Here is an 11,614-nt window from a genome sequence, read left to right as displayed (position 1 = left end):
ATGCCGGGGGTGGACATGACCGTCACGCCGCCGGCCAGGGCCAGGGAGCACTCGCCCGAGCGCAGGGCGCGTACCGCCAGGTGCAGGGCGACCAGCGACGACGAGCACGCCGTGTCCACGGTCAGCGCCGGGCCCTGCAGCCCGAGCGTGTACGCCACCCGGCCGGAGGCCACGCTCGGTGTGGTCCCCGTCAGTCCGAACCCGGCGGCACCCGCACCCGCCTCACCCAACCGCGGACCGTACTCCTGGGCCATGACACCGGCGAACACCCCCGTCCGGGTGCCGCGCAGGGAGTCCGGGGCGATCGCGGCCCGCTCCAGGGCCTCCCAGCACACTTCGAGGAAGGCGCGCTGCTGCGGGTCCATCGCCAGCGCCTCGCGCGGCGAGATCCCGAACAGTTCGGCGTCGAACTCCGCGGCGCCGTCGAGGAATCCGCCGTTGCGCACGTAGGCGGTGCCCACGTGGTCCGGGTCGGGGTGGTAGAGGCCGTCCAGGTCCCAGCCCCGGTCGGCCGGGAAACCCGAGATCACGTCGCGCTGCTCGGCGACCACCCGCCACAGCGCCTCGGGCGAGTCCACCCCGCCCGGGAAACGGCACCCCATACCGACGATCACGATCGGATCGTCCTGATCGGAACGGGCCTCGGGGACCGCCGCGTCGTGCCGCGCGTCGGCGAGCAGCGCGGCCAGCCCGGCGGGGCTGGGGTGGTCGTACACCACCGTGGTGGGGAGCTTGCGCCCGGTGGCGGTGACCAGCCGGTTGCGCAGCTCGACGACCATCGCCGAGTCGATGCCCAGCTCCTTGAACGTCCGCCGTGGTTCGATCTCGGCGGCGGAGTCGTGGCCGAGAACGGCGGCGGTGTGCGCCCGTACCAGTTCCAGGGCGGCCGGGCCGGTCAGCGAGCGGCCGGGTTCGGTCCGGTGTCCGTCCGCGGCGTCCTCCGGGAGCGCCGCGGCCGGCGGCGTCGGCGCGGTGCCTGCCGGCGGCAGGGCCCGGGCGGTGCGGGGCTGTCCGGAGATCCAGTGGCGGCGCCGCTGGAAGGCGTACGTCGGCAGCTCGGCACGGGCGGTGCCGGCGGGCAGGACGGCGGACCAGTCCACCTCCGCGCCGTGGCAGAACGCCTCGCCGAACGCGAGCAGCAGGCGCTGCGGGCCGCCCTCCCCGCGGCGCAGCGTGCCCAGCGCGGCGACCGGCAGGTCCGCGGCCTCCGCGGTCTGCTGGACGGCGAGCGCCAGCACGGGGTGCGGGCTCATCTCGAGGAACAGCTCGTGCCCCGCGTCGAGCAGCGCCCGTACGACGGGCTCGAACCGCACGGGCTCCCGCAGGTTGCGGTACCAGTAGTCGGCGTCCAGCTCGGAGCCGTCCAGCGCCTCGGCGGTCACGGTGGAGTGCAGCGGCACGTTCCCGGTGCGCGGTGCGATACCGGCGAGCTCGGCCGACAGCGTGTCGCGTACGGCGTCGACGTGCGGGCTGTGCGAGGCGTAGGCGACCGGGACGCGCCGGGTACGGACGTCCTCGCCGTAGTGCGCGGCCAGTGCGTCCAGGGCGTCCCCGTCACCGGCCACCACCGTCATGCCGGGCGAGTTGACGGCGGCCACGCTCAACCGCGGGTACGCGGCGAGGGTGTCGCGTACCCGGTCGGCGGGCAGCGACACGGTGAGCATGCCGCCGCCGCGCTCGGCCAGCGCGCCGAGGGCGGCGCTCCGCACGGCGATCAGCAGGGCCGCGTCGTCCAGGGTGAGGGCGCCGCTGACGGTGGCGGCGGCGATCTCGCCCTGTGAGTGACCGACGACCGCGGCCGGTTCGACACCTGCCGCCCGCCACAGCGCGGCCAGCCCGACCATCACGGCCCACAGGGCGGGCTGCACGACGTCGTCGCGGTCGAGTGCGGGCGCGCCGGGGCGTCCGCGCAGCACATCGGTCAGCGACCAGTCGCGGTACGGGCGCAGCGCGCGCTCGCAGTCCTCGACGACCCGGGCGAAGACGGGGGCGCTGTCGAGGAGTTCCGCCGCCATGCCGGCCCACTGCGAGCCCTGGCCGGGGAAGACGAACACCGCCTCACGGACGGCCCGGTGGCTGACGCCCTCGACCGCGGCCTGGGTGACCCGGGCGTCGGCGACCGAGTCGAGGGCGGTCAGCAGGCCGTTCCGGTCGGAGCCGACCAGAACGGCCCGGTGGGTGAAGGCGGTGCGGTCGTGAGCGAGGGCCCGGGCGATCTCGGCGGCACCGAGGTCCGGGTGGGCGGCGAGGTGTTCGCGCAGCCGGGCCGCCTGGGCGCGCAGCGCCTTGTCGCCGCGTCCGGACAGGACCCAGGCGACGGAATCGTATGCGTCCGATTCCTTCGGCTGTTCTGGCTCGTTCTCGGCGGCCACGGCCGCGGCGACGTCGCCCGGCCACTCGCTGAGCACCAGATGACAGTTGGTGCCCCCCATTCCGACCGATGTCACACCCGCGACGAGCGGCCCGTCGGGATTCGGCCACGGTCCGGTTTCGGTGACGGCGGCGAGCCGCAGCTCGTCGAACGGTATCTGCGGATTCGGGGTCCGGTAGTTCAGGGTCGGGACGAGTTCCCGCTCTTTGACGCAGAGAATGGCCTTGATGAGTCCCGCTATGCCTGCGGCCCCTTCGAGGTGGCCGATGTTCGTCTTGACAGAACCGAGTCTGAGCGGATTCTCCGGGGTGCGGGACGAGGCGAAAACAGCCCCCAGGGCCGATGCCTCTATGGGGTCGCCGACCCTGGTTCCCGATCCGTGGATTTCGACGTACTGCGCTTGTTCCAGCGGGATGAGCGCGTTTTCCCAGGCGTCGCGTATGACGCGTTCCTGGGCCTTTCCGCGGGGAGTGGGAAGGGTGTCGCTCGCGCCGTCGTTGCCGACGGCGCCGCCGCGCAGCAGGCAGTGGATGCGGTCCCCGTCGGCCACGGCCCGGCTGAGGAGTTTCAGCGCCACCACACCGCCGCCCTCGCCCCGGACGTAGCCGTTCGCCCGGGCGTCGAGCGCGAAGCACCGGTGGTCGGGCGAGAGGCTGCCGAAGGCTGCCAGGGCGTGGGTGCTCTCCGGCGCGAGGTTGAGGTTGACGCCGCCGGCCAGCGCCACGACGGACTCGCCGCGGCGCAGGCTCTCGCAGGCCAGGTGCACCGCGACCAGCGACGACGACTGTGCGGTGTCGACCACCATGCTGGGGCCCCGCAGGCCGAGGACGTAGGAGATCCGGTTGGCGATGATGCCGCGGTGCAATCCGGTCACCGTGTGCGCGGAGGTGGCGCCGGGACCGGCCGCGTGGGTGAGGGTCGTGTAGTCGTCGGCGATCGCGCCGACGAAGACGCCGGTGGCGGTGTCGGCGAGGGTGGCCGGGACGATGCCGGCGTCCTCCAGCGCCTCCCAGGCGAGTTCGAGCGCGAGCCGCTGCTGCGGGTCCATCGCGGCGGCTTCGCGCGGGGATATGCCGAAGAACTCGGCATCGAAGGTGTCGACATGGGGCAGGAAACCGCCAGGGCGCGGTGCCTTCTCGCCTAAATCGGCGAGGTGTGCGCGATCCTCGGGTGGCTCTGCTATGGCGTCGCGGCCGTTCCTGAGGAGATCCCAGAATTCGGCGGGGTTCGCCCCACCGGGAAAGCGACAGGAAAGCCCGACGACGGCGACTGTGCGGTCGTCGAACTGGTCGGGCGTTCGTACCGTGCTGTCCGGCGAAGGCGCTGTCACCTTAATCCGGGCATGGCGGATCATGGTTTTCTTACTCCCCCCGTGAAGCATAATCAACGGCGCTGCCGACTCGTCGGCCCAGCCTGATTCGTTTTGGAGCCTAGCATCGCGCTGGCGCTCCGTAAACCAAAGGCCATGGCGTGGAGTCGGTATGCGAAATCAATATGCCGAGTAATCGGGGGGACCGGCGTCCCTTGTAAGGTTCCCGTCAACCGCGCGGAAACAGCGCGTACTCGCGGTGGACCGGTCTCCGCGTGGCATCGGCCGCCGGGACCACGTGGCGCGGAGCGCGCCCGTGCCGACGGTCGGCCGATGCCTCCCCGTCCGGTGACACCGCCCCAGGGTGCCGGTCGGCAGGAGGGCGGAGGTCAAGCCGGGCCAGGGGCCCGCAGGCCCGGGACCGACGCCACGGAGGAGCCGACGGGACGGGCGCTCGCGGGCCGCGGCCCGGTCACCGGGAAGCGGCGGCCGAGGCGTGGTGTCGTGCCGGTTCCTCCGCGGCGTCCGCCGCCGGGTGCGCCTTGGTGAGGGTGCAGACGCCGTCCACGCACTGACGCTCCAGGCGGCCGCGGGAGACGGTCTGCGCCAGGCCGACCATCCAGCAGGTGGGGCAGCCGCGGAAGGCGACCAGGGCCAAGGGGGCCGCCAGCAGGGTGGCCGGGCCGGCGACGGGCACCAGGGCGATCGAGCCGATGATCAGCCCGAAGCCGATGGCGCCGCGCGCCAGGTGACGCGGGAGGGACTTGCTGGCGTAGTCCGGCTCGGGCGCCGCGGACGGCGCGGTGGCCCGGTCCTTCACGCCCTGCGCGGGATTCATGGTGTTCACGGTCGTGGGTCTCCTCCGACTGGTCGGTCGATGGCTTGATCGGGTGTCTGGTCGGTCGCCGCGAGCGAGTGGCGCAGCGCGGCGCGTGCTCTGTGCAGCCGCGACTTCATCGCGGCGTTGCTCAGACCGAGCGAACGGGCGACGGTCTTGCCGGGCAGGCCCTGTACGTCCCGCATGATCAGGACCTGCCGCTGGTCACGGGGGAGGGCACTGACCGCGGCCGCGATCCGCTCCACCTCCAGTCGCTGCAGCACCGCGTCCTCGGCGGACGGTTCCGGTTCGGCCGGCGTCTCGTTGTTCCGCGAGACGAGCAGCCGTACGTGCCGGAGGCATTCGTTGCGCACGATCCGGAACATCCATGAGGCAAGCGCGCCGGTGGCCCGTAAGGTGCCGATCTTCCGGTAGAGGATGATCAGCGCCTCCTGCGCCGCGTCCTCCGCGTCCTGCGGCGAGGCGCACAGAGATATGGCGAACTTGCGCACATGAGGCTGCGATTCCATGACGACGGTGGTGAGCGAAGTGACGTCGCCGTCCTGAGCGGCCTTGATCAGCCGCTCGTCCGGCCAGGAGAAGCGTCGGTTCATGTGCTACTCATACCCGTGAGGCGCCCCGCGCGCAGGCGTCGGTCAGCCCCGGCTCTTGTAACGCCGCATCAGGTGCCAGCTGCACGCGCCCACGAGCAGGACTCCGATCACTACGAGACTAGTGACCATCATTGGTGTTTCCTCCCGGTTCTGTCGGCCCGTTCGGCCGGTACACGCATAAGAGACGGGGAGGCCCGGAAAGGATTCGCCTCCCGCCGAAGTTTTTTTCGGACCGTGCCGCGGCCCCGCTCGCGCGGCCGCGGCACGCGGTCCGCGCGGGGACCGGGAGGGGGCGCGCGCCCGGAGGCCCCACGGTCGGCGCGGCCGCGCGGGCACGCCGGGGAACACGTACCCGGACCCGGAGGTTCCGTCAGCGCCGGTCCTGTCGTCGCAAGGGGGACAGGAGCCGATGGGTTCGACCCGTCCATGTGGGATCCCGTGACACACGAGAGGGCCTGACGGGTGAGCGAGACACCATCGAACACCCTGCAATACCGCTTCGACGGACCGGAAGACGCCCCGGTCCTGATCCCGGCTCCCTCACTGGGCACCACATGGCACAGGTCGTAGAGACCGTCCACGGGCGTCCACGTCAGTCCGTCGTGGGTGCGTTGCAGCGGGTCAGGGCGTGGCGGTCCGGGGACGTCGGCGTAGTCGGTGACAGACGCGTGACAGCGCCGGTGACAGACCGAGGCTCCGCCGGGGAGCATCCTTGGCGGGCCTCTGTCCGGAGCCACGAGACGAACTGTACGCCGAAGCCGCCGAAGGACTGACCCAGCAGATCGCCCTCGTCGGAATCGGCGGCCTGACGGGATGGCGCGGAGCCGCGGTCGGGCCGGGCGGGGGACGTTACTACGGGGAACCGGGTTCGACGCACTTCGGACTCCCCGTCGTTCGGGTCGTCGGGGGTCAGTCCGCTGGGGTCGGTGAGCAGGGTGGGGGCGTTGTCGGCGTAGGCGTAGGGCGATATGTACGGCGTGGTCTGGGCGCGGGTGGCCGGGTCGGGCCGGGTGAAGCGGCCGGTGGTGGTGTCGTACTGACGGGCGTGGAGGTCGGGATCGCCGGTGGTGGTTTCGTAGCGGGCGCCGGTGCAGGAGGGAGGGCTGGCGGGGGCACCGCCGGTGACGGTGCCCAGGACCCGGGTGCCGAACGGGTTGTAGGCCCAGCGCTGGTAGAGGGTGCCGGTGCTGGAGCGCAAGGGCGGGCTGACGCCGCAGAAGGCGACGCCGAGGGCGGCACCCATCTGGTCATCGTGTCGGGGCTGCGCGATGACGAACCGCCCACGGACGACGGGTTCGTGACGTACGTCAGGAAGAGGCTGCCGCATCCGCTCCTGCGTCGGTGGCCGGACGAGGCCGAGCCCCTCTCGTCGGCGTTCGGCTACCGGCGGACCGCGAACATCCGCCGCCGCTACGACCTGCCCGGCCGCCGCCGGGCGGGGTTCCTTGCCGCCGGCGACGCCCTGTGCACGTTCAACCCGATCCACGGGCAGGGCATGGCTGTCGCCGCGATGAGCGCGGTCGTCCTGCGTGAGACCCTGTCCGGTCCGCGCCGGATCCCCACGACGCGGTGCGTGCAGAAAGCGCTCCCCGCGGCGTCCCGGCAGGCATGGGGCATCTCCGCCGGGTCGGACCGCTCGATGCCGGGCGCGGTGGGCAGTGCCCTGGCCTCCGGGCCGGCGGACCGCGTCGCCGGCTGGTACCTGCGGCGCGTCCTGGAGCGCTACCCCGGTGACCCGGTGGTGGGGACCGCCTTCCGCTCCGTACTGGGCCTCTGCGCACCCGTCACCAGCCTGTTCGCCCCCTCCGTGGCCCGTGCCGTCCTCCTCCGGCCGCCCATGCCGACGCCGGCCGAGCCGCCGACCTCACCGGAGGAACCCGGGGCCTGAGGAAGGGCGGCAGCTGATGGTCTGTCCGGCTGTCCGGCCGGGTGGGCGGTCGCAGCCTTCTGGGCCTGGCGGGGGACGGTCTGGGCTTGTCGAGGTGCCCGTGCACCGTGAAACGGGGCACGCCGAATCTGTCGGGGACCTGCTGGACGGTCTTCTCCCGCTCGTCGTCGTGGAGCCGCTGGACGAGCACGGCCTGGTCCGCGGTGAGCTCGGCCTGCGCCCGCCGTCTGTTCCGGCGGCGGATCCGACGCCTTCGGCGCGGGATTCCATCTCCACGCTCACGTCACTCCGCCCCGGTGGGCAGAACCCACGCCGAACCCTACGGTTCGCACGGGGTCGCCCAGCTGATCAGAGAGGCTGGCGAGGTGCCGCGAGTACGTCCCTGAGTACCTTCTCGAGCGTGACGCGGGCCAGTTCGTGTCTCAGGGTCTCCTCGATGTCCTGGTAGATGCCCCGCATTGCCGGCTGGATGCCGTGACCCACCACGCATCCCTGGTCCGGGGTGGTGCGGTGCATCGCGAACAGCGGGCCGGGTTCCACTGCCTCGTACACGTCGAGCAGGGTGATCGACCCCAGCTCGCGCGCCAGCGACCAGCCCGCGCCCGCGCCCCGCCGGGACTCCACGAGGCCGGCCCTGCGCAGCTCGCCGAGCAGCCGCCTGATCACCACGGGGTTGGTGTTCGCGCTGGCTGCGATCTGCTCGGAGGTGGCGACCTCGTGGCCCTGGCGCTGGTAGAGACCGATCCAGGCCAGCGCATGGGCGGCAATGGTCAGCCTGCTGTTGGCGCTCATGATCCCTCCTCCGGTCGCAACGCTCCATGTTACGACAGCGCAGTCGCAACAGTGAAGGTTGCGACAATCTGCCGTAACAATTATCGTTACGACAGCCGGGAAGGGTCGATCAAAGGCAAGCGCGGACCGTGAGCGTGTTGCGAACTCAGAGGAGAACAGGGATGGAAAGTAACGAAAAGACCATTCGCGAGGCTTACCGGCTCGCGGAAGGGAACGTTCTCGACGGTGACGGTTTCCTGGCCTTGTTCACCGAGGACGGGTCGTTCAACGACATGTCGACCTCGCGGAGTTTCCGCGGAGAGCAGATTCCCCAGGTGATCGCGGGCCTCGCCCGCTCGTTCCCCGATGTGCACCGTGAGCTGCTCGAGGTGCATGCGTTCGGCGATGTCGTCGCCGTCGAGTTGCGGATCCAGGGCACGCATCTCGGAGGGTTTCCGACTCCGGTCGGCGAGATCCCACCGACCGGGAACCGGATCGACGTGCCGGCGGCGGACCTCTGGTACCTCCGTGACGGAAAGATCGAAAGGTTCAATTGCTACAACTCGATGAGCGTGTGGCTTGATCAAATCGGGGTCCACCCCGACTTCAGGTCCGCAGTCGAAGCCACCGGGACAGCAGCCACGACGGCGTAACTCCGCCGGTCAGCGCCGAGTATGCGACAAGACACTCCCTTCTTCGGGCCGCATACCCGGCGCTGCTTCTTGAACAAGGTTGCTGTTCGCACCCAACCGCCGACACGACCCGGCAGGCCGACTCATCGAGTATCGGCAGCCCTGGCCGGCAGGTAGGGCAACGACCCGCATCGAGTGACGTTCTCCGGGCCCGCCTCCACGAGACACACGGCTGCGACGAGACCCCACCCCAAAGATCATCGAGGTACGCGGGGCCGGACTGCCCTTCCCCGTGCCGCCAAGCCCTGCGCATCCGACGCTGACCGCGGACGAGTTCCACGCGTGCGCGGACCGTGGAGGGCTCGGCCTGCCATGAGTCCGTGACGATCACGAGAACCGGCGCGGAGGCCGGCGTAAGAGACGGCACCACCCGCGCCCCCTCGCTCCGCCCTTGGGCAGGACGACGACTCCCAGCTCGACGCCTTGCGGGCCACGGCATCCCGAGGGACAAGATCTTCAGCGAGAAGATCAGCACCCGCGTCCGCGGAGGGCCCAGTTCGAGGAGGCGCTCGTACGGCGCGGGAGGTCAAGGCCCACGCCCCGCACTGCCGCGTCGTCTTTACCGTGTACGAGATGAAGCGGCTCGGCCGCGACGCCACCGCCGCGGTGCTGTCCCGCCACACCGGCCACGACGCCAACATCACCCGCGCGATCCTCCAGGCATGCGCCACCGTCTGCAGAGCCTGTGCCGACGAGTGCGGGCGCCACGCCGGCCAGCACGACCACTGCCGCGTGTGCGCCGAAGCCTGCCGCCGCTGCGAACAGGCGTGCAACGACCTGACTGATTCCCTGGGCTGACCTACTCCCCGTCCGCTCCGCCGCTGCACCGGGCGGACGGGGGCCGACTTCGGAGGGCGGCAGCCCGCGGGTCCCCGGTTCCGCCCGGTCGCATCCGCGCGGACCGCACGCGAGCCGGTCCCAAGCGGCCGGATGATCTTGAAGGAATGCTCGGTGCAACTCCGGGGCACGCAGCGGGCCGGCTATGCCGCGAGGAGGCATTGCATGTCCGTGAGCGAGAGGACGTCGGCGCACGCGGTGATCTCAGCCAGGGGCCGGCGCGGCGGAGTGCGCCTGTGTTCGAGGATGCCCTGGCGCTTTTCCGCACCGGAGCGTCCGGGTCGGGTCGGACGCTTTCCGACATCACCGCAGACATTCTGGCCGGCAGGGCGGGGGTACGTCGGATCCGCGATCCGTGCCCGCGTCCAGTCTGCGGGGCCGGGCGGGCAGGACCACGCCGATCTTCGGCGTCAGCCGCCGGGGCAGGGGTACGGACGGATACGGCGTCAGGAAGCGGCAGCCCGCTAGCCAGGCACGTATCCGAGGAGTCCGTGTTGCTGTTTCCGTGCCACCGCCTCACCGAAGACCAGATCGTGATTGAGATCGACGACGCCATCGATTTCAACACGGAGGACGTTGCCCACGGGCATCTCTGCGGGGAGATCCCGCGGTCGGCCGCCCGCACCGTGATCATCGATGTGCAAACGCCCTTGGTCACCGCCACGGCTGTCAGTGTCCTGCTGCGTACCCGGCGATTCGCCCATGGCCGTGGAGCCGTGCTGTGTGCGGTGGCGCGTCGATCGCCGGCCCGCAGGGTCCTCCGCGCAACCGGTGTCTGCCGATACCTGCGCGTGGCAGCCACACTGCCCGGCGCCGTGAGACTCACCCGCGGATGCCGGTCCCTCCCGGAACCGCCGACCCGGCAGGGTGACGGTGCCCTGACATGAGTGGACGTTGAGTCCGGTCTTCCTCGGTTCGTGATCGCTCGATCGAGGTGCTGATCGTCGGGCGGGCCATCTGCTGGGCATGTGCATGTCGAGATGCGGGCATGGAGCGAGAGTCGTACCCCAGCGACTCGGCGGACGAGCAGTGGGCGTTGACCGAGCCGATGATCACGGCCTGGAAACAGGAGCGGGTGGCACGGCCAGCGACCGGAGATCCCGGATCCTGCGATCTGCGGGAGGTCGTGAACGCGATCTTCTACCAGAACCGGACGGGCTGCCGGTGGCGCTACCTGCCGCATGATCTGCCTTCCTGGTCGGCGGTGTTCCACTCCTTCGGCCTGTGGCGCCAGGACGGCCTTGACCAGCGGATTCAGGAACTACTGCGCTGCCAGGTACGGGAGAAGGGCCGGCGGTTAGAGGACCCGTCCTCGTGATCCTCGACACCCCGTCCGTGCGCGCGGCCGCGGGTGTCCCGAGGACCACGACGGGACTGGACGCCAACAAGAAGGTGTCGGGCCGCAAGCGGGGACTGGCCGTCGACGTGCTGGGGCTGATCATCGGCGTCGTCGTGCCGGCCGCATCCGCCCACGACGACGCGGCCGGCACCGCCCTGCCCGACCAGGCCGCCGAGCGGTGCGGGATGCGTCTGGAGAAGGCTCTGGTGGACCAGGGCTTCAAGGACGAAGTCCTCATCCATGGCGCATTGTCGGACATCGACGTCGCAGTCGTCCGCCGCAACCCGGCCGACCGGGGCGAAGGCTTCGTCCTGCAACCGAAGAGGTGGATCGTGGAGCAGGTCAACGGCACGTTGACGCTGCACCGCAGACTGGCCCGCGAGTACGATCACCGGTCCGACACGTCCGCCTCGCGCGTCCACTGGGCCTCGATCGCGAACATGACCCGGCGCCTCACCACACCGAGTCCGGCCTGGCGCGACACCCTCGGACCGGCCGCGTGAACGTCATCGAGCTCCTGGCCGGCCTCCAGGCCCAGCACGACAGGACCGCAGCCCGTGCCGACGAACTGCGTGATCAGGTCCAGCACTTGACCGCCGCCCTGACCAAGACCGAAGCGCGACTCGCGAACCTGGTCACCACCCGGAAGGCCATCGCCGAACTCGCACCGGCTTCAGGCCACCCCGCACCGCCCGAGACGAACACCGCCTACCAGGCCATCGTGAACACCTTCAACCAGCATCCCGATCAAGAGTTCCGAGCCCGTGAACTGCACGAACGCCTCGGCATGCCCACCGACGAGGCATCCGTCGACCTCACCCGCAGCCGCCTCGGACACCTCACCGCCAAGGCTTCCTCACTCAACCCGGACGAGGCCGCTACCAGAAGCGGACTCAACGTCCACTGAGAGCCACCGGTCGGGTCTCAGCACTGCCCCGGTACTGACGTGAGCGAGCCGTCGGCCGGATGTCAGTCA

8 protein-coding genes and 3 pseudogenes are annotated in these 11,614 nt (G+C 70.9%); 6 read left to right on the top strand and 5 right to left on the bottom strand.

What is annotated here, in order from left to right; all coding sequences use genetic code 11:
* From FHS37_RS31110 to FHS37_RS41175, 4 genes are all read right to left on the bottom strand, one after another.
* Window positions 1-3,725: type I polyketide synthase (locus tag FHS37_RS31110; protein ID WP_184827362.1), on the bottom strand; the 3,725-nt coding region annotated here is incomplete at its 3' end.
* A 427-nt stretch (window positions 3,726-4,152) separates the two neighbouring features.
* Window positions 4,153-4,518, bottom strand: a complete 366-nt coding sequence (locus FHS37_RS31105; protein WP_184827391.1) for a hypothetical protein — start codon at window positions 4,516-4,518, stop codon at window positions 4,153-4,155.
* Window positions 4,519-4,523: 5 nt separating this feature from the next.
* Entirely contained in the window at window positions 4,524-5,111 is a 588-nt protein-coding gene (locus FHS37_RS31100; RefSeq protein ID WP_184827360.1) for an RNA polymerase sigma factor, read from the bottom strand.
* A 592-nt stretch (window positions 5,112-5,703) separates the two neighbouring features.
* Window positions 5,704-6,354 (bottom strand): RHS repeat-associated core domain-containing protein, encoded by a 651-nt coding sequence (locus FHS37_RS41175; protein WP_375372328.1) that lies wholly within the window; start codon window positions 6,352-6,354, stop codon window positions 5,704-5,706.
* Between FHS37_RS41175 and FHS37_RS31090 the strand changes: the two are divergent.
* Window positions 6,340-6,999, top strand: a pseudogene (locus tag FHS37_RS31090) (monooxygenase); the annotation flags it as partial. The gene FHS37_RS41175 and the pseudogene FHS37_RS31090 sit on opposite strands and share 15 nt — an antisense overlap.
* A 348-nt stretch (window positions 7,000-7,347) precedes the next feature.
* Here the strand turns inward: FHS37_RS31090 and FHS37_RS31085 are convergent.
* Window positions 7,348-7,791, bottom strand: a complete 444-nt coding sequence (locus FHS37_RS31085; RefSeq protein WP_184827358.1) for an Rrf2 family transcriptional regulator — start codon at window positions 7,789-7,791, stop codon at window positions 7,348-7,350.
* A gap of 161 nt (window positions 7,792-7,952) precedes the next feature.
* On the opposite strand from FHS37_RS31085, the gene FHS37_RS31080 reads away from it, so the two are divergent.
* From FHS37_RS31080 to FHS37_RS31055, 5 genes and pseudogenes are all read left to right on the top strand, one after another.
* Window positions 7,953-8,423, top strand: a complete 471-nt coding sequence (locus FHS37_RS31080) for a nuclear transport factor 2 family protein (protein WP_184827356.1) — start codon at window positions 7,953-7,955, stop codon at window positions 8,421-8,423.
* Window positions 8,424-9,056: 633 nt separating this feature from the next.
* Window positions 9,057-9,260 (top strand): annotated as a pseudogene (locus FHS37_RS31070) (four-helix bundle copper-binding protein); the annotation flags it as partial.
* Window positions 9,261-9,790: 530 nt separating this feature from the next.
* Complete coding sequence (locus FHS37_RS31065) at window positions 9,791-10,186, top strand: STAS domain-containing protein (protein WP_184827352.1); 396 nt, start codon at window positions 9,791-9,793, stop codon at window positions 10,184-10,186.
* A 101-nt stretch (window positions 10,187-10,287) separates the two neighbouring features.
* A pseudogene (locus FHS37_RS31060) lies at window positions 10,288-11,141 on the top strand (IS5 family transposase).
* Window positions 11,138-11,545 (top strand): hypothetical protein, encoded by a 408-nt coding sequence (locus FHS37_RS31055; protein ID WP_229890041.1) that lies wholly within the window; start codon window positions 11,138-11,140, stop codon window positions 11,543-11,545. Before FHS37_RS31060 ends, FHS37_RS31055 begins: the two are co-directional and overlap by 4 nt.
* Window positions 11,546-11,614: the final 69 nt, after the last annotated feature.

Source organism: Streptomyces griseomycini, from assembly GCF_014203535.1.
Classification (GTDB): domain Bacteria; phylum Actinomycetota; class Actinomycetes; order Streptomycetales; family Streptomycetaceae; genus Streptomyces; species Streptomyces griseomycini.
The sequence above is the reverse complement of the archived record's forward strand: the minus strand, read 5'-3'. Positions and strand labels throughout refer to the sequence as shown.

What these genes read in the sequence shown, in the direction of transcription:
- FHS37_RS31105 (WP_184827391.1), bottom strand. Translation starts at nt 4,518, where the DNA reads ATGAATCCCGCGCAGGGCGTGAAGGACCGGGCCACCGCGCCGTCCGCG.
- FHS37_RS31100 (WP_184827360.1), bottom strand. Translation starts at nt 5,111, where the DNA reads ATGAACCGACGCTTCTCCTGGCCGGACGAGCGGCTGATCAAGGCCGCT.
- FHS37_RS41175 (WP_375372328.1), bottom strand. Translation starts at nt 6,354, where the DNA reads ATGGGTGCCGCCCTCGGCGTCGCCTTCTGCGGCGTCAGCCCGCCCTTG.
- FHS37_RS31085 (WP_184827358.1), bottom strand. Translation starts at nt 7,791, where the DNA reads ATGAGCGCCAACAGCAGGCTGACCATTGCCGCCCATGCGCTGGCCTGG.
- FHS37_RS31080 (WP_184827356.1), top strand. Translation starts at nt 7,953, where the DNA reads ATGGAAAGTAACGAAAAGACCATTCGCGAGGCTTACCGGCTCGCGGAA.